The organism is Stenotrophomonas sp. S39 (genome assembly GCF_016624665.1).
In the GTDB taxonomy this organism is placed as follows: Bacteria; Pseudomonadota; Gammaproteobacteria; order Xanthomonadales; family Xanthomonadaceae; genus Stenotrophomonas.
In genome coordinates this window covers 35,581-53,433 of the sequence record NZ_JACVTT010000020.1, presented here as the reverse complement: position 1 = coordinate 53,433, position 17,853 = coordinate 35,581, and the positions used below count along the sequence as shown (strand labels likewise).

Annotated in this window: 16 protein-coding genes; 8 read left to right on the top strand and 8 right to left on the bottom strand. The window is 68.0% G+C overall.

Annotation, left to right across the window (positions count from 1 at the left end):
* Positions 1 to 102 precede the first annotated feature (102 nt).
* The 6 genes from mdtD to IAE41_RS07695 form a co-directional block, all read right to left on the bottom strand.
* Positions 103 to 1,551: a multidrug transporter subunit MdtD gene (gene mdtD, locus IAE41_RS07720; protein ID WP_200732667.1), complete on the bottom strand. Its 1,449-nt coding sequence runs from the start codon at positions 1,549 to 1,551 to the stop codon at positions 103 to 105.
* Between the two features lie 90 nt (positions 1,552 to 1,641).
* Positions 1,642 to 2,724 (bottom strand): uroporphyrinogen decarboxylase, encoded by a 1,083-nt coding sequence (gene hemE, locus IAE41_RS07715; protein WP_079222811.1) that lies wholly within the window; start codon positions 2,722 to 2,724, stop codon positions 1,642 to 1,644.
* A 26-nt stretch (positions 2,725 to 2,750) separates the two neighbouring features.
* On the bottom strand, positions 2,751 to 2,990 hold the full coding sequence (locus tag IAE41_RS07710; RefSeq protein ID WP_019336384.1) for a WGR domain-containing protein: 240 nt from the start codon (positions 2,988 to 2,990) through the stop codon (positions 2,751 to 2,753).
* Between the two features lie 120 nt (positions 2,991 to 3,110).
* Entirely contained in the window at positions 3,111 to 4,223 is a 1,113-nt protein-coding gene (gene aroB, locus IAE41_RS07705) for a 3-dehydroquinate synthase (RefSeq protein WP_200732666.1), read from the bottom strand.
* The gene (locus IAE41_RS07700; protein WP_079222809.1) at positions 4,220 to 4,762 is read right to left on the bottom strand and encodes a shikimate kinase; all 543 of its coding nucleotides are present in this window, start codon (positions 4,760 to 4,762) and stop codon (positions 4,220 to 4,222) included. Before IAE41_RS07700 ends, aroB begins: the two co-directional genes overlap by 4 nt.
* An 84-nt stretch (positions 4,763 to 4,846) precedes the next feature.
* Positions 4,847 to 5,674, bottom strand: a complete 828-nt coding sequence (locus tag IAE41_RS07695; protein WP_200732665.1) for a kinase — start codon at positions 5,672 to 5,674, stop codon at positions 4,847 to 4,849.
* 40 nt (positions 5,675 to 5,714) lie between these two features.
* Between IAE41_RS07695 and pdxH the strand changes: the two genes are divergently transcribed.
* On the top strand, positions 5,715 to 6,314 hold the full coding sequence (gene pdxH, locus IAE41_RS07690; RefSeq protein WP_079222807.1) for a pyridoxamine 5'-phosphate oxidase: 600 nt from the start codon (positions 5,715 to 5,717) through the stop codon (positions 6,312 to 6,314).
* A gap of 87 nt (positions 6,315 to 6,401) precedes the next feature.
* Here the strand turns inward: pdxH and IAE41_RS07685 are convergent, their stop codons facing one another.
* Positions 6,402 to 6,851, bottom strand: a complete 450-nt coding sequence (locus IAE41_RS07685; RefSeq protein WP_200732664.1) for a hypothetical protein — start codon at positions 6,849 to 6,851, stop codon at positions 6,402 to 6,404.
* 254 nt (positions 6,852 to 7,105) lie between these two features.
* Here IAE41_RS07685 and IAE41_RS07680 point away from each other — a divergent pair, with 254 nt between their 5' ends.
* On the top strand, positions 7,106 to 7,567 hold the full coding sequence (locus IAE41_RS07680) for a DoxX family protein (RefSeq protein WP_200732663.1): 462 nt from the start codon (positions 7,106 to 7,108) through the stop codon (positions 7,565 to 7,567).
* Positions 7,568 to 7,641: 74 nt separating this feature from the next.
* Here the strand turns inward: IAE41_RS07680 and prpR are convergent, their stop codons facing one another.
* The gene (prpR, locus tag IAE41_RS07675) at positions 7,642 to 9,225 is read right to left on the bottom strand and encodes a propionate catabolism operon regulatory protein PrpR (protein ID WP_200732662.1); all 1,584 of its coding nucleotides are present in this window, start codon (positions 9,223 to 9,225) and stop codon (positions 7,642 to 7,644) included.
* Between the two features lie 153 nt (positions 9,226 to 9,378).
* Between prpR and prpB the strand changes: the two genes are divergently transcribed.
* The 6 genes from prpB (at position 9,379) to IAE41_RS07645 (ending at position 17,757) form a co-directional block, all read left to right on the top strand.
* Complete coding sequence (prpB, locus tag IAE41_RS07670; protein WP_200732661.1) at positions 9,379 to 10,272, top strand: methylisocitrate lyase; 894 nt, start codon at positions 9,379 to 9,381, stop codon at positions 10,270 to 10,272.
* Between the two features lie 36 nt (positions 10,273 to 10,308).
* Positions 10,309 to 11,466, top strand: coding sequence for a 2-methylcitrate synthase (prpC, locus tag IAE41_RS07665; protein WP_079222802.1), 1,158 nt, complete (start codon positions 10,309 to 10,311; stop codon positions 11,464 to 11,466).
* 97 nt (positions 11,467 to 11,563) lie between these two features.
* Positions 11,564 to 14,182, top strand: coding sequence for a Fe/S-dependent 2-methylisocitrate dehydratase AcnD (acnD, locus tag IAE41_RS07660; RefSeq protein ID WP_200732660.1), 2,619 nt, complete (start codon positions 11,564 to 11,566; stop codon positions 14,180 to 14,182).
* Positions 14,183 to 14,276: 94 nt separating this feature from the next.
* Positions 14,277 to 14,981 carry a hypothetical protein gene (locus tag IAE41_RS07655; RefSeq protein ID WP_200732659.1) on the top strand — a complete coding sequence of 235 codons (705 nt, stop codon included), beginning with the start codon at positions 14,277 to 14,279 and terminating at the stop codon, positions 14,979 to 14,981.
* A gap of 31 nt (positions 14,982 to 15,012) precedes the next feature.
* Entirely contained in the window at positions 15,013 to 16,197 is a 1,185-nt protein-coding gene (prpF, locus tag IAE41_RS07650; protein ID WP_200732658.1) for a 2-methylaconitate cis-trans isomerase PrpF, read from the top strand.
* A 99-nt stretch (positions 16,198 to 16,296) separates the two neighbouring features.
* The gene (locus tag IAE41_RS07645; protein ID WP_200732657.1) at positions 16,297 to 17,757 is read left to right on the top strand and encodes a bifunctional 2-methylcitrate dehydratase/aconitate hydratase; all 1,461 of its coding nucleotides are present in this window, start codon (positions 16,297 to 16,299) and stop codon (positions 17,755 to 17,757) included.
* The last annotated feature ends 96 nt before the right edge of the window (positions 17,758 to 17,853 follow it).

Below are 17,853 nucleotides of genomic sequence, written 5' to 3'. Positions count from 1 at the left end.
CGGCGTCCCCGCAAACCCACAGTGCCCCGCCATCCCACGGAATGCCGCTCTTGATCTTGCTTCGGCTTCTGCAGGTGCAGGGCGCAGCCCTGCCGAAAAAAACTACTCCGCGACCGACTCGACCTGCCGCGGTTCCGGCCTCGTATCCGGCAGCTGCCAGAAAATCATCGTCGAAGTCAGCGTGATCGCCCCCACGCAGATGAACGTCGCATGCAGTGCCGCCGTCGCGCCATGGCCCTCCAGATGCGTGCCGAACGCGGCCAGCAGGCTGCCGGCCGCCGCTGCACCAAAACCGGCCGCGAGCATCATCACCATCGACAGCAGGCTGTTGCCGGAACTGGCGAATTCGCGGTCCAGGTCACGCAGCGTCACGGTGTTCATCACCGTGAACTGCAGGGAATTGACCGCACCGAAGAACGCCAGCTGCACCAGGCGCCAGGCCAGGTGCTGGCCCGGGGTCATCAGGATGAAGCTGGCCATCGCCAAGCCCACCAGCACCGTGTTGATCATCAGCACGCGGCGGTAGCCGTACTGCTCCACCAGCCTCACCGCCAGTTTCTTCGACACCATGCCCGCCGCCGCCACCGGCACCATCATCAGGCCTGCATGCATCGGCCCCAGGCCGAGGCCGACCTGCAGCAGCAGCGGGATCAGCATCGGCATGGCGCTGCTGCCGATGCGCGAGAACAGGTTGCCGAGGATGCCGATGCGGTAGCTGGGTACGCGGAACAGCGCCAGCGAGAACAGCGGTGCGGTGGAATTGGCCGCGTGCAGCCAGTAGCCGACCAGCGCAGCCAGGCCGCCCACAGTCATCAGCATGATCAGCGCATGCGGCGTGCCCAGGCCGGAAATGCCGTCCAGCGCCAGTGACAGCACCACCATCGCGAAGGCCAGCATGATGTAGCCGCGCAGGTCGAAGCGGGTGCGGTGGCTGGCGTAGTGGTCGGGCATGATCTTCATCGCGGCGATGAACCCGATCACGCCGATCGGCAGGTTGATCAGGAACACCCAGTGCCACGAGGCGATCTCCACCAGCCAGCCGCCCAGCGTCGGGCCGATCAGCGGGCCGATCAGTGCGGGAATGGCGATGAAGCTCATCGCGCGCAGGAAGTCCTCGCGCGGTACCGAACGCATCACGGCCAGGCGGCCGACCGGCAGCAGCATCGCGCCGCCGATGCCCTGCAGTACGCGGGCGCCGACCAGCTGGTGCAGGTGCTGCGCCAGCGCACAGGCCAGCGAGCCGAGGGTGAACAGGATGATCGCGACCAGGAAGGTACGACGGGTGCCGTAGCGGTCAGCGATCCAGCCGGAGGCCGGGATGAAGGTGGCGACCGCCAGGGCGTAACTGAACACCACCGACTGCATCTGCAGCGGGCTTTCGCCCAGGCTCCTGGCCATCGCCGGCAGTGCCGTGTTGACGATGGTCGAATCGAGCATCTGCATGAAGATGGCCAGCGAAACCAGCCACAGCAGGGGGCGGAAACGGGCGTATTCGGCGGGCGATGCGGAGGTGTCTGGTGCGGGCGCGCCTGCGGGCGACGGTTCGGACATGGCGTGGGGGCCGGTGCAGCGTGGGGCCGCCATGATCGCGCAATGCAGGTCACGGCGCGATCAATGCCGCGCCGTGGCCTGTGCCGGGGTTCAGCGCTGGCTGTGCGCGTGCACCGCGTCGACCAGCACCTGCACGTGCGCCGGGTCCATGTCCGGCGACATGCCGTGGCCCAGGTTGAACACGTGGCCCTCGCGCGAACCGCCGTTGCCGGCGGCATAGGTGTCCAGCACGCGCGCGGCGGCGGCGGCGATGGCGTCGGGCGAGGCATACAGCGTGGTCGGGTCGAGATTGCCCTGCAGGGCAACACGGCCACCGGTGCGGCGCAGCGCTTCGTCCAGGTCCAGCGTCCAGTCCAGGCCCAGCGCATCGGCGCCGGTCTGCGACAGCGCTTCCAGGTGCAGGCCGGTGCCCTTGCCGAACAGGATCAGCGGCGTGCGCTCGCTGCCTTCGCCGCGCTCCAGGCCTTCGGCAATGCGCTGCAGGTAACGCAGCGAGAACTCGCGGTACATCGCCGGCGACAGCACGCCGCCCCAGGTGTCGAACACCTGCAGGGCCTGCGCGCCGGCGGCACGCTGTGCGCCGAGGTAGGCGATGACCGCCTCGGTGGTGACGTCCAGCAGGCGGTGCAGGGCCTGCGGGTGGTTCAGCGCCATCGCCTTGATGCGCGCGAAATCCTTGCTGCCACCGCCTTCCACCATGTAGCAGGCCAGCGTCCACGGGCTGCCGGAGAAGCCGATCAGCGGCACCTGGCCGTCCAGTTCGCGGCGGATCAGGCGCACCGCGTCCATCACATAGCCCAGGTCCTGTTCCATGTCCGGCACCGCCAGCCTGGCGATCGCGGCTTCATCGCGCACCGGGTGGCGGAACTTCGGGCCTTCGCCTTCGACGAAGTACAGCTCCAGGCCCATCGCATCGGGAATGGTGAGGATGTCCGAGAACAGGATGGCCGCATCCAGCGGGAAGCGGCGCAGCGGCTGCAGGGTGACTTCGCAGGCGATCTCGGGGTTCTTGGCCATGGCCAGGAAGCTGCCGGCCTTGGCCCGGGTCGCGCGGTATTCCGGCAGGTAGCGGCCGGCCTGGCGCATCAGCCAGACGGGGGTGCAGTCCACCGGTTCGCGGCGCAGGGCGCGCAGCAGGCGATCGTTGCGGAGAGGGCTGGTCACGATGGGCATTCCTTGGGCGAAAGTTGGCAGCGGCGTCAGTCGCCGTGCGAAAGAATCTGGAAGCCCCGATGCAGTTCGGCATCACGGGCCTTCTCGAAGGCATGGCGGGCTTCGTCGGCCTGCAGGAACAGCTCGCGCCGCAGCTGCGAGCGGGCACCGACGCGGCCGCTCTCGCGCAGCAGCTCCCAACCGCCGAACAGGTCCGGCTGCAGGCTCAGGCGCAGGAAGCGCGGTGCCTGCGCACCGGCATCGGGATGTTGCAGGTAGACGTGCATGGGCCCGATTGTATCGCCCCGGGGGCGACACGGGCCTGTAGCGCCGAGCCCATGCTCGGCTGCGCTTCATGCCGCGAAGGACCGGTAGCGCCGGGCCATGCCCGGCGGTCGTGCGCGGTGTCAGGCCGCGCCGAGCACCTTCAGCACCGCCGCTTCATCCACGTCCGGCACCACTTCAGCCCGGCCCATGCCACGCCACAGCACCAGGCGCAGGCGGCCGGCCACGTTCTTCTTGTCCAGCCGCATCCGCCCCAGCAGGGCCTGTGGGTCCAGCCCGGCGGGGATCGCCACCGGCAGCTGCAGCCGTTCCAGCAGGGCCTGCAGGCGCACGCGGTCGGCATCGTCGGCCAGGCCCAGCGCGGTGGACAGCCTGGCGGCCAGCACCATGCCAACCGCCACGGCCTCGCCATGGTTCAGTGCATCGCGGCCCGGGGCCGAATAGCCCTGCTCGGTCTCGATGGCGTGGCCGAAGGTGTGGCCCAGGTTGAGCAGGGCGCGCTCGCCCTTCTCGAACGGGTCGCGCTCGACGATGGCGGCCTTGTGCCGGCAGCTGCGCGCGATGGCCTCGGCCAGTGCGGCATCCTCACCGGCCAGCAGCGCATCAGCGTGCTGCTGCAGCCATTCGAAGAACACCGCATCGCCCAGCGCGCCGTACTTCACCACTTCAGCCAGGCCGGCACGCAGTTCGCGCGGCGGCAGCGTGGCCAGCACGCGGGTATCGGCGATGACCGCGCGCGGCGGATGGAAGGCGCCGACCAGGTTCTTGCCGGCCGGGATGTCCACGGCGGTCTTGCCGCCGACCGAGGAGTCGACCATGGCCAGCAGGGTAGTGGGCAGCTGCACGCAGTCCACGCCGCGCATCCAGCAGGCCGCCGCGAAACCGGCCAGATCGCCGACCACGCCGCCGCCGAGGGCGAACACGCAGGCATCGCGGGTGGCACCCAGCGCGGCCAATGCCTCGATGGCGCGGCCGAACTCGGCCAGGGTCTTGGAGGCTTCGCCGGCCTGCAGGACGTGTTCGCCAACGATCAGGTCCGGGCGCGCGGCCAGCAGCGTCTGCCTGACGGCTGCCAGATAAAGCGGGGCGACCTCGCTGTCGCTCAGCAGCAGCACGTGGCGGCCACGCACGTGCGAGGCCAGCGCGGCGCCGTCGGCCTGGGCGCCGGCGCCGATGGTGATGGAGTAGGGGCGGTCGCCGCCAACGGCGACCTGCAGCTGAGTGGGGGAAGTCATGCGTTCAGGTCCTGGCGCTGCCATTGCATGGCCAGCTTGACGACAAGCTGGGCGGTGGCATCGGCAGCGGTAAACGGGTCGGTATCGAGGGTGAGGTCGGCCAGCTCGCGGTACAGCGGGTCACGCAGCGCGGCCAGATCGTGCAGCACCTGCTCGCGGTCGGGGCGCTGCAGCAGCGGCCGGCCCTTGTCGCGGGCCAGGCGCTCCAGCTGCGCGGCCACGCTTACCCGCAGGTAGACCACGAAGCCGCGCTGGGCGATGAGCGTACGGTTGCCGGCTTCCAGCACGGCGCCGCCGCCGGTCGAGACCAGCTGGCCCCGGCCTTCCAGCACGCGGGCCAGGGCCTCGCGTTCATGGCTGCGGAAGCCGGCTTCGCCGGAATGTTCGAAGATCGTGGGAATGCTGGCCCCGGCCGCATCGACGATGGCCTGGTCGACATCGACGAAGTCCAGCGTGAAGCGCTCGGCCAGGCGGCGGCCGATGCAGGTTTTGCCGGCGCCCATCGGGCCGATCAGGATCAGGTTCGGAGCAGGATTCATGCCCTCTGATGCTACCACTTCCGCACCCCTGGCCTGGCACGATGGTTGCTGTTGGAAGCATCCGCCGCGGCGCAGCGGTGGGGGTCAGCGCACCGCCTGCACCTGGCGCTGGCCATCCAGCACCACCACGTGGTCGGCGTGGTCGGGCAGGGCGCGCAGGGCCTGCCGGCTGACCCGCTCGTAGTACTGCACGAAGCGCTCCAGCTGGGGGCGGCTCATGCCGTGGCGTCCCGGCTGGGCAGCCTGCAGGTTCTGTTCCTGCTGCCAGCGCCAGCGCGGCACCACCGAGAAATCCGGCGGCTGCAGGAACCACAGGCGGTCACAGCGCTGCCACAGCGCCGGATAGTCGCGGGCCAGCGCCTGGTTGCACCAGCGCCGCCAGCGGCCATCGGCATCGGCCTCGCGTTCCAGCGCGTTCAAGGGGCTGTCCAGCTCGGCATCGTCCTGTGCGGGCGTGCCGAGGAACCAGCCTTCGAACACCAGCAGGTCCAGCGGCGCTTCCAGCGCCACCCACTGCGCTTCGGGCAGCCGCTCATCGGCCAGCTTGTCGAAGCGCGGCAGTGCCAGTGGCCGGCGTGCGGCCACCGCGTCGAGCACGGCATGGGCCAGGGGCAGGTCGTGAGTGCCGGGCGGGCCGCGGGTGATCAGCAGCGGGTGGACCTGGCGGGCGAGGCGCTGCCGCTGCGCGCGGGGCAGGTAGACATCATCGATGGACAGTGCCGCCGCGTTCAGTCCGCGCGCCCGTGCGCGGGCGACCACCTGGGCGGCCAGCGTCGATTTGCCGCTGCCCTGCACGCCGCTGATGGCCAATACTGGCACCGTGGCACCGCTGGCCAGTGCATCGTCCAGCGCCTGCTCGGCGAGCGTTTCGGGGAATCCTTTCACCTGGGGCATGTACGCAGCAGCAACCATACCGCCACAATAGCCCAATCCGTGCACGAAGAAGCGAACCATGACCGACCTTTACGCCGAAGCCCTGTCCACCTTTGCCGCCCTGTTCGACGAGGCGAAGCAGAGCCGCGAGGTCGAGCCCAACGCGATGACCGTGGCCACCGCCGATACGCAGGGCCGCCCGTCGGCGCGTACCGTGCTGCTGAAGGCGTTCGATGAGCGCGGCTTCGTGTTCTACACCCACCTGGACAGCCACAAGGGCCGGGAACTGCAGGCCAATCCGCAGGCGGCGCTGCTGTTCCTGTGGCGCAGCCTGCGCGAGGCCGGCATCCAGGTGCGCATCGAAGGGCGCGTGGAGCAGGTGGCCGATGCCGAGGCTGATGCGTACTTCGCCAGCCGTCCGCGGATGAGCCAGATCGGTGCCTGGGCATCGCTGCAGTCGAAGACGCTGGCGACGCGCGAGGAATTCGATGCACGCGTGGCCGAGGTCGAGGCCCGTTTCGAAGGCAAGGACGTGCCGCGCCCGGATGGCTGGAGCGGCCTGCGCGTGGTGCCCGACCGCATCGAGTTCTGGTACGGCGCACAGTTCCGCCTGCACGAACGCTGGTGCTACGAAGCGGGTGCGGAAGGGCGCTGGAGCAAGCGGCTGCTGTATCCATAAGGCGGCAGGAACTGCGCAGGCAGCAGCACCAGGTGCGCTGCCTCGCCAGCCGAGCCCCTGTTCGGCCGGACGGAGCAGGGGCAGCGGTCAGCAGGCGCTGCTGTGATCCGAAACGGACGCCGCCGAAAACCAGTCGTCCATGCGATCGGCAACCGGATTGTAGCCGTCGACGAAATCACCGCTCACGGTGGCCATCCAGGCGTTGATAACAGTACAGGCGTCGCGCGCGGTGGCGGCCGAGTGTTCCAGATCGAGCTGATGGGCGCTGTTGCGCGACGTGCCCTTGCGCAGGTGCAGGCTGAGCTCATAAGGGCATGCGGCTGCCGGCGCATAGTGCACATGCAGCGATGCCCGCACGCGCTCGCCGTGGCGCAAGGCGAAATCGCCATTGGCGTAGAACACCATTCCGCTGAAGTAAAGATCGCGCAGCAGGAAGGCGACATCCGGGTCTGCCACGTCCTCGAGTACCGCCGGTGTTGCATCCAGCAGATTGTTTTTGGCAAAACACCAGCCCCACGGCGCCAGGAAGTACGGCAAGGGGTGCTGCTGCCGCAGCCGTCGGTCCTGCTGGATGAACGTGTCGATGTGGCGTCTCCTGTGCCGGGGTGGGGCGGCGGGTGCATGCACTATCTGGCCAACGCCCTGTTCCGGGCAACCTGCGGTTCCCTGGGAGAGCGAAGAGATCGGCCCGTCGCGGCGAACGCGTGTCGCATCCAGGCCTGTCCGCTTCATGCGCGAGCAGGGGGCTGGCGGGCACACTGCCTTGAATTTCCTCGATTTCCGGAGTCGCCATGCTCTTCTGGCGTTGCCTGTTTGCCGTACCGCCGCCGCGCCGCGGCGTGGAAGCACTCCTGCTGCTGCTCGCCCGCATCGTGGCCGGGGTGATGTTCTGCGTATCGGGCTGGAACAAGGTGTTCACCGCGGCCGGCCGCGAGCGCATGGTGCATACGCTGGTCGAGGCGGGCATCCCGTTCCCGGTGTTCAGTGCACCGGTGCTGGGCGCGATTGAATGGATTGCCGGTGGGCTGCTGGTGCTGGGCCTGCTCAGCCGGCCCTCGGCCCTGCTGCTGGCGGGCATCTGCGCGGTGGCCGCATTGACCGATGGCATCGCGCGCATTCCGGCAGGGTTGAGCGTGCCGGACTGGCTGAGCTGGTTCTTCTACCTGAGCGAAGTGCCGCTGGGGGTGTTGCTGCTGTGGATAGCGGCGGTGGGCAGCGGCCGGTTCGCCGTTGAGGCGCGCTGGGCGCGCTGACGGCACGCATCCTGTAGAGCCGAGCCCATGCTCGGCTGATGTTCCCGCAGAAGCAGCCGAGCATGGGCTCGGCTCTACAAACCCTCCGCGCGCAACCAGCGCCACAGCGTGGTGCGCGACACACCCAGCGCCTGCGCCATGCCCTCGCGGTCATTGCGGTGCTCCTGCAGCAGCGCTTCCAGCTGCACGCGTGGCGGGCGCCTGCCGTTGCTTTCCAGTGGCAGCGCAGCCGCACCTTCGTTCACCAGCTCCGGCGCCAGCTGCAGCAGGCGCGCGGCATCAATGAGCCCTTCGCCTGGCTGCCAGTGGATGCGCAGGCGATCCACCAGGTTGCGCAGTTCGCGCACGTTGCCGGGCCATTCGGCAGCGGTCAGTACCGCCAGTGCATCGTCATCCAGTGGCGCGTCAATGCCGCGCAGCTGACGGAAGAAATGCTGGGCCAGCAGCGCGATGTCCGTACGCCGCGCCCGCAGCGGCGGCAGTGCGATGCGCAGCGCCGCCAGCCGGTAATACAGGTCGCGACGGAAGCTGCCCGCTGCCGCGCGCTGGTCCAGTGATTGCAGCGTGGCGGCGACCACGCGCAGGTCGACCGGGGTCGGTTCGGTGGCACCCACGCGCAGCACTTCGCGTTCCTCCAGCACCCGCAGCAGCCGGGTCTGCAGCGGCAGCGGCAGTTCGCCGATCTCATCCAGGAACAGGGTGCCACCGTCGGCCGCTTCGACCAGGCCAACGCGGCCACCCCGTCGTGCACCGGTAAAGGCACCATCGCTGTAGCCGAACAGCTCGGCTTCCAGAAGCGATTCGCTGATTGCGCCGCAGTTCAGCGCCACGAAGCGGCCACGACGGCCGCTGGCCGCGTGCAGCTGGCGCGCCACCAGCTCCTTGCCGGTGCCGGTTTCGCCGGTGACCAGCACAGTGCTGTCATGTGGTGCATAGAGCGCGATCTGTGCGCGTACCTGCGCCATCGCATCGCTGTCGCCGAGCAGGGCATGCGCATCATTGCGTGGGGCGGCACGCCGGCGCGCGGCCGGCCGGCTGCCACCGGAGCGGGCCAGCGCCTGGGTCAGTTCCAGTGCGTGTTCGAAGGCATGGCGCACCGAATCGGCCGAATACAGCAGCACGCCCGGCAGGCCCATCTGTTCGGCATGGTCGATGGCCATGCCGGTGCCGACGATCACCTCGATGCCATTGGCGCGCAGGTCGGCGATGCAGTCGCGTGCATCTTCGCGGGTAACGAAGCGGCGGTGCTCGATGTCCAGGCCGAAACTCTGCTGGAAGTTGCTGAACACCGGTACGTCGCTGGCGTGGGTGACCAGGCCGATGCGCGGGGCGATGCGGCGGGCGCGGGCCAGGGCTTCCATCAGGTCGAAGCCGTTGGCCTGGATCGGCACCAGTGGCAGCTCAAGCCGCCCGCGCAGCCACGCGGCATTGGAGCCGCCGGCGATCACCACGTCGCAGTGCTCGCGGCGCAGGCGCTGGCCGATCACGTCCACCGCCTCCTCGAAGCCCAGGTTGATCTGCTCGATGCGTGCGCGGCGGTCGAACTCGGGGATGACATCGCCGAGCAGGCCGGTCAGGCGCGAGACGCTGACGGTCCAGATGACCGGGCGTCCGGGGTCGGCATCGGCATGGCGCAGGGGCGAGCGGGGCAGGTACATGGCAGCGGCAACGGGTAGCGATGTTTCATGATACATCCGTTTCAATGTTTCATTTGTTTCATCGTTGCAATGCGGTCATGCCTTTGAAATCAACCGCTTGCAGCTTGGCATGGTGCTTGCGCCTTCTCTCCCGTTCCCAACCTGGATTGCCGCATGACCGCTTCCACTCCTTCTTCCGCCGGTGCCCGCTTCCGTGAGGCGCTGGCTGCCGAATCGCCGCTGCAGGTGATCGGCGCGATCAACGCCAACCACGCCCTGCTGGCCAAGCGCGCCGGCTTCCGCGCCATCTACCTGTCCGGCGGAGGTGTCGCTGCGGGTTCGCTGGGCCTGCCGGACCTGGGCATCAACACCCTGGAAGACGTGCTGATCGACGTGCGCCGCATCACCGATGTCTGCGACCTGCCGCTGATGGTCGACATCGACACCGGCTTCGGCCCGAGCGCGTTCAACATTGCCCGCACCGTGAAGTCGCTGATCAAGGCCGGCGCGGCTGCCTGCCACATCGAGGACCAGGTCGGCGCCAAGCGCTGCGGTCACCGCCCGGGAAAGGAGATCGTCTCGCAGGGTGAAATGGTCGACCGCGTGAAGGCTGCCGCCGATGCCAAGACCGATCCGGACTTCTTCCTGATCGCCCGCACCGACGCCATCCAGGTGGACGGCGTGGACAAGGCCATCGAGCGCGCCATCGCCTGCGTCGAGGCCGGTGCCGACGGCATCTTCGCCGAGGCCGCCTACGACCTGGACACCTACCGCCGCTTCGTCGATGCGGTGAAGGTCCCGGTGCTGGCCAACATCACTGAATTCGGTGCCACCCCGCTGTTCAGCCGCGACGAACTGGCTTCGGCCGGCGTGGCGATCCAGCTGTTCCCGCTGTCGGCCTTCCGCGCTGCCAACAAGGCGGCCGAGAACGTCTACCAGTCGGTGCGCCGCGACGGCCACCAGCGCAACGTGGTCGACGCCATGCAGACGCGTGAAGAACTGTATGACCGCATCGGCTACCACGCCTTCGAACAGCAGCTTGACGCCCTGTTCGCCGCCAAGAAATAAGCAGTACCCTGCACCATCAGTTTTCGGAGGGAAAACATGAACGATACGACCGCAACCCCGACCTTCAAGCCGAAGAAGTCCGTCGCCCTGTCCGGCACCGCTGCCGGCAACACCGCGCTGTGCAGCGTCGGCCGCAGTGGCAACGACCTGCATTACCGCGGCTACGACATCCTGGACCTGGCCAACACCAGCGAGTTCGAGGAAATCGCCTACCTGCTGGTGCACGGCAAGCTGCCGACCCGCGCCGAGCTGGTTTCGTACAAGGCCAAGCTGAAGTCGCTGCGTGGCATTCCGGCTGCGGTGAAGGCTGCCCTGGAAGAACTGCCGCCGTCGGCACACCCGATGGACGTGATGCGCACCGGCGTCTCCGTGCTCGGTTGCGTCGCCCCGGAAAAGGACGACCACAACCATCCCGGCGCGCGTGACATCGCCGACAAGCTGATGGCCTGCCTCGGCTCGATGCTGCTGTACTGGTACCACTGGAGCCACAACGGCCGCGCCATCGACGTGGAAACCGATGACGATTCCATCGGCGGCCACTTCCTGCACCTGCTGCACGGCGACAAGCCGCAGGATTCGTGGGTGAAGGCGATGCACACCTCGCTGATCCTGTACGCCGAGCACGAGTTCAACGCCTCGACCTTCGCCTGCCGCGTCATCGCCGGCACCGGCAGCGACATGTACAGCGCGATCTGCGGTGGCATCGGTGCACTGCGCGGCCCCAAGCACGGCGGCGCCAACGAAGTGGCGTTCGAAGTGCAGAAGCGCTACGACAACCCCGATGAGGCCGAGGAAGACATCAAGGCCCGCGTCGAGCGCAAGGAAGTGGTCATCGGCTTCGGCCACCCGGTCTACACCGTGTCCGACCCGCGCAACAAGGTGATCAAGGACGTGGCCCGCGAGCTGTCCGAAGAACAGTCCAGCATGAAGATGTACGACATCGCCGAGCGCCTGGAAACGGTGATGTGGGACATCAAGAAGATGTTCCCGAACCTGGACTGGTTCAGCGCCGTCAGCTACCACATGATGGGCGTGCCGACCGCGATGTTCACTCCGCTCTTCGTGATTGCCCGCACCGCCGGCTGGAGCGCGCACATCGTCGAGCAGCGCATCGACGGCAAGATCATCCGCCCGAGCGCCAACTACACCGGCCCGGAAGATCGCGAGTTCGTCGCCATCGACAAGCGCGCCTGATCCACCTGCTGTACCCATCCGGCCGGCCGCGCGCCGGCCGGATGCCTTCGTTGCCGCTTCGACGGCACCCGGCCCGCCCCAAGTACTCCGCCAGCCCATGAATACCGATTACCGCAAGAACCTCCCCGGCAGCACGCTGGATTATTTCGATGCGCGTGCCGCCGTCGATGCGATCCAGCCGGGCGCCTACGCCACCCTGCCGTACACCTCGCGCGTGCTGGCCGAGAACCTGGTGCGCCGCTGCGACCCGGCCACGCTCAGCGATTCGCTGGCGCAGCTGATCGAGCGCCGTCGTGACCTCGATTTCCCGTGGTTCCCGGCACGCGTGGTGTGCCATGACATCCTCGGCCAGACCGCGCTGGTGGATCTTGCCGGCCTGCGCGATGCGATCGCCGACAAGGGCGGCGACCCGGCCAAGGTCAACCCCGTGGTGCCGGTGCAGCTGATCGTCGATCACTCGCTGGCGGTGGAGTGCGGTGGTTTCGATCCGCAGGCGTTCGAGAAGAACCGCGCCATCGAGGATCGCCGCAACGAAGACCGTTTCCACTTCATCGACTGGACCAAGCTGGCGTTCGAGAACGTGGACGTGATCCCGCCGGGCAACGGCATCATGCACCAGATCAACCTGGAGAAGATGTCGCCGGTGGTCTACGTGCAGGACGGCGTGGCCTTCCCCGATACCTGCGTGGGCACCGACAGCCACACCCCGCACGTGGATGCGCTGGGCGTGATCGCCATTGGTGTTGGCGGCCTGGAAGCAGAGAACGTGATGCTGGGCCGCGCGTCGTGGATGCGCCTGCCCGATACCGTGGGTGTCGAACTGAGCGGCCGCCCGCAGCCGGGCATCACCGCCACCGACGTGGTGCTGGCGCTGACCGAGTTCCTGCGCAAGGAACGCGTGGTCGGCGCCTGGCTTGAATTCTTCGGCGAGGGTGCAGCGGCACTGACCATCGGTGACCGCGCCACCATCTCCAACATGTGCCCCGAGTACGGTGCCACCGCCGCGATGTTCTACATCGATGCGCAGACCATCGATTACCTGCGCCTGACCGGTCGCGAGGAATCGCAGGTGGCGCTGGTGGAGAACTACGCGCGCACCACCGGCCTGTGGGCCGATGATCTGGCCACCGCGCAGTACGAGCGCGTGCTGCACTTCGACCTGTCCAGCGTGGTACGCAACATGGCCGGCCCGTCCAACCCGCACAAGCGCGTGGCCACCGCCGAGCTGGCCGAGCGCGGCATCGCCGACGAAGCCAAGCTGGAAGCGGGCAAGGCCGAGCAGGCGCAGGGCCTGATGCCCGATGGCGCGGTGATCATCGCCGCCATCACCAGCTGCACCAACACCTCCAACCCGCGCAACGTGATCGCCGCCGCACTGCTGGCGCGCAACGCCAACGCGCGCGGCCTGCAGCGCAAGCCGTGGGTGAAGTCCTCGCTGGCGCCGGGCTCCAAGGCCGTGCAGCTGTATCTGGAAGAATCCGGCCTGCTGCCGGACCTGGAGCAGCTCGGCTTCGGCATCGTCGCCTTCGCCTGCACCACCTGCAACGGCATGAGCGGCGCGCTGGACCCGAAGATCCAGCAGGAAATCATCGACCGTGACCTGTACGCCACGGCCGTGCTGTCGGGCAACCGCAACTTCGATGGCCGCATCCATCCGTATGCCAAGCAGGCCTTCCTGGCCTCGCCGCCGCTGGTGATCGCCTACGCCATCGCCGGCACCGTCCGCTTCGATATCGAGAAGGACGTGCTGGGCGTGGACGCCGACGGCAACGCGGTGCGCCTGAAGGACATCTGGCCGAGCGACGCCGAGATCGATGCGGTGGTGAAGGCCTCGGTGAAGCCCGAGCAGTTCCGCAAGGTCTACAACCCGATGTTCAACGTGCGCGTGGAGCATGGCGCCGCGGTCAGCCCGCTGTACGACTGGCGCCCGCAGAGCACCTACATCCGCCGCCCGCCGTACTGGGAGGGTGCACTGGCCGGTGAGCGTACGCTGGCAGGGATGCGCGCGCTGGCGGTGCTGCCGGACAACATCACCACCGACCACCTGTCGCCGTCCAACGCGATCATGGCCTCCAGCGCCGCCGGAGAATACCTGGCGAAGATGGGCCTGCCGGAAGAAGACTTCAATTCCTACGCCACCCACCGTGGCGACCACCTGACCGCGCAGCGCGCCACCTTCGCCAATCCGAAGCTGTTCAACGAGATGGTGCGCAACGACGACGGCAGCGTGAAGCAGGGCTCGCTGGCACGCGTGGAGCCGGAAGGCAAGGTGATGCGCATGTGGGAAGCGATCGAAACCTACATGGACCGCAAGCAGCCGCTGATCATCATCGCCGGTGCCGATTACGGCCAGGGCAGCTCGCGCGACTGGGCCGCCAAGGGCGTGCGCCTGGCCGGCGTGGAAGCGATCGTGGCCGAAGGCTTTGAACGCATCCACCGCACCAACCTGATCGGCATGGGCGTGCTGCCGCTGGAGTTCAAGCCGGGCACCACCCGCCTGACCCTGGGCATCGACGGCACCGAGACCTTCGACGTGGTCGGCGAGCGCACCCCGCGCGCCGAGCTGACCCTGGTCATCCACCGCCGCGACGGCCAGGACGTGATCGTGCCGGTTACCTGCCGCCTGGACAGCGACGAGGAAGTGGCGATCTACGAGGCAGGCGGCGTGCTGCAGCGCTTCGCCCAGGACTTCTTGGAAGGGGCCAAGGTGGCGTAAGGCAGCAGGTAGCTGCCTTGTGTCGAGTTGCCGCCCTGCTGGCTCCGGCCCGCATGGCGGTAGTCACGGAGGAGAGGGGCGTAGCCCCATCTGCATGGGAACGGCGTTCTACAACATCGCAGGCACGGTCAACACCGCTTTCATCCTGCTGAGCCTGTTGGGTGTGGGCGCGCAGCTGCGGCTGGTGCGCCGCCGCCGGGAACGTGCGGGCGCGTCTGACAGCGCCACTGCGGTGCTTTCGCTGAACCAGTTCACGGTCAGCTTCCTGGCCTACCTGTCCTTCTTCGTCTATGGCTACAGCATCACGCCGTTCAATCACTTCATTGTCTGGCCGCGCTTGCTCGCGTCGGTGCTGGTTATGGCCATCCTGGTGGAGATCTGGCGCGACCGACGGAATCGCTCCGCCACGACCAGCGTGGTGGCAGTCGCGCTGCTGCTGATGTGCGCGCTGGCCGGTCTGGCCTGGGGTGATCGTCACGTGGACGAGGGCAGGGTGGTGGCCAGCGCGATGATCGTGGTCATCACTGCCTTGCTGGCGCAGGGCTATACGCATCAGATCCTGCTGATCCTGCGCAATGGCCATACCGGTGCAGTGTCGCTGCGGATGAGTCAGTTGATCCTGCTGATGGACCTGTCCACGATCGTGTTTGCCTTCGCCATGGGCCTGCGGATGGGATGGCCGTTGCTGCTGCTGGCAGTGGTGAGTGGCAGTACCAAACTGGTCATCCTGTATCTGTTCCGATGGCAGCACGGGACGTCCGCCGCGGATCGCCGTCGGCAGCGGCTTCAACCAGCGTAATGCGTGTGTTCCTCACATTATCGAGAATTTCATGACCTTCCTCCCGCAACTCCGTATTCCCGCCACCTACATGCGCGGTGGCACCAGCAAGGGCGTGTTCTTCCGCCTGCAGGACCTTCCCGAAGCCGCCCAGGTCCCGGGCGCCGTGCGTGATGCGCTGCTGATGCGCGTGATCGGTTCGCCCGATCCGTATGGCAAGCACACCGACGGCATGGGCGGGGCGACGTCCAGCACCAGCAAGTGCGTGATCATTTCCAGCGCCTCGGTGCCCGACCACGACGTGGACTATCTGTACGGCCAGGTGTCGATCGACACCGCCTTCGTCGATTGGAGCGGCAACTGCGGCAACCTCAGCACCGCCGTCGGCCCGTTCGCGATTGCCAACGGCCTGGTGGATCCGGCCCGGGTGCCGCGCGATGGCCTCTGCACCGTGCGTATCTGGCAGGCCAACATCGGCAAGACCATCATCGCCCACGTGCCGATGCGCGACGGCGAAGTGCAGGAGACCGGTGATTTCGAGCTGGACGGCGTGACCTTCCCGGCCGCCGAGATCCAACTGGAGTTCATCGATCCGTCCGACGACGGCGATGCCGGTGCGATGTTCCCCACCGGCAACCTGGTCGACACGCTGGACGTGCCGGGCGTGGGCAGCTTCGAAGTGACCATGATCACCGCAGGCATCCCGACCATCTTCCTCAACGCCGCCGAACTGGGCTACACCGGCACCGAGCTGCAGCCGGCCATCAACGAGGACAAGGCGGCGCTGCAGAAGTTCGAGACCATCCGCGCCCACGGCGCGCTGCGCATGGGGCTGATCTCGAAGCTGGAGGATGCGGCTACCCGCCAGCACACGCCGAAGGTGGCGTTCGTTGCGCCGGCGCAGGATTACGTGTCGTCCAGTGGCAAGGCCATTCCGGCGTCGGCCATCGACCTGCACGCACGGGCGCTGTCGATGGGCAAGCTGCACCACGCGATGATGGGTACCGCTGCGGTGGCGATCGGCACCGCGGCGGCCATTCCGGGCACGCTGGTCAATCGCGCGGCCGGTGGCGGCGAACGCGAGGCGGTGACCTTCGGCCATCCGTCCGGCACGCTGCGCGTGGGTGCGCAGGCCGGGCGCGTTGACGGCCAGTGGACGGTGACCAAGGCCATCATGAGCCGCAGCGCCCGCGTGTTGATGGAAGGCAAGGTGCGGGTGCCCGCCGACACCTTGTAACGTGGGGCCATCGCGGTAGCGCCGGGCCACGCCCGGCGAGCGCAGCAGGGCCCGCCCATGAACCGCCGGGCGTGGCCCGGCGCTACCGGAGTCCAGATGATGTCCAGCAGCCACACCCCCTCCAACGAGCGTGCAGCGTGGGATGCGCTGCTGGTGGACATCGTCGATTACGTACGCGACGCCCGCATTGAATCCCCCCTGGCGTTCGAGACGGCGCACCACTGCCTGCTCGACACCCTGGGCTGCGGCCTGGAAGCGCTGTCCTTCCCGGCCTGCAGCAAGCTGCTGGGCCCCCTGGTGCCGGGCATCCATGTGGTCAACGGTGCGCGGGTGCCGGGCACGCACTACGAACTGGACCCGGTGCAGGCGGCCTTCAACATCGGCGCGATTGTGCGCTGGCTCGATTTCAACGACACCTGGCTGGCAGCCGAATGGGGCCATCCTTCGGACAACCTCGGCGGCATCCTCGCCGTCTGCGATTGGCTGGGGCGCAACGCGCTGGCCCTGCGGCGGCCACCGCCGACCGTGCATGTCGTGCTGCAGGCGATGATCAAGGCGCACGAGATCCAGGGCGTGCTGGCGCTGCAGAACTCGTTCAACCGGGTCGGGCTGGACCATGTGGTGCTGGTCAAGGTGGCCACCACGGCGGTGGTCGCGCACCTGCTGGGGCTGGACCGCGAGCGCATGCTCAATGCGCTGTCGCTGGCCTGGGTGGATGGCCAGGCACTGCGCACCTACCGGCATGCGCCCAATACCGGCTCGCGCAAAAGCTGGGCGGCCGGCGATGCCACCAGCCGTGGCGTGCGCCTGGCGCTGATGGCAGCCAGCGGCGAAATGGGCTACCCCAGCGCGCTCAGCGCACCGGTCTGGGGTTTCGAGGCGGTATCCATGCACGGCCAGGCACTGACGCTGGGGCGACCGCTGGGCAGCTATGTGATGGAGAACGTGTTGTTCAAGATCAGCTACCCGGCCGAGTTCCACGGCCAGACGGCCGTGGAGGCGGCGATCACGCTGCACCAGCAGCTGCGTGCAGCGGGGCGGCGGGTCGAGGACATCGCGCACATCGACATCCGCACCCAGGAAGCCTGCATCCGCATCATCGACAAGCAGGGGCCGCTGCATAACCCGGCCGACCGCGATCACTGCGTGCAGTACATGGTGGCCATCGCGCTGCTGCACGGGCGGCTGGTGGCCGAGGATTACGAGGACGACATGGCCGCCGACCCGCGCATCGACGCGCTGCGGGCGAAGATGGCCTGCCGGGAAGACCCGCAGCTCAGCGCGGACTATCTGGACCCCGGCAAGCGCAGCATCGCCAACGGGCTGAGCGTGCGCTTCACCGATGGCAGCGGACTGCCGGAGGTACTGGTGGAGCACCCGCTCGGCCACGCGCGGCGCCGGCAGGAGGGCATCCCGCTGCTGATGGACAAGTTCCGCCGGCACCTCGCGCACCGCTTCCCGACCGCCCAGCAGCAGCGCATCCTGGCGGCCTCGCTGGACCCGGTGGCGCTGGCCGCGATGCCGGTGACGGACTACGTGGACCTGTACCTGCCGGGGTAGGCGACGCCGATCCCGCCGGGCATGGCCCGGCGCTACCCTTGGCCCCCGCTGTCCGACCGCCGGGGCGTCAACACCTTGACGCGGCGCGCCTATAAT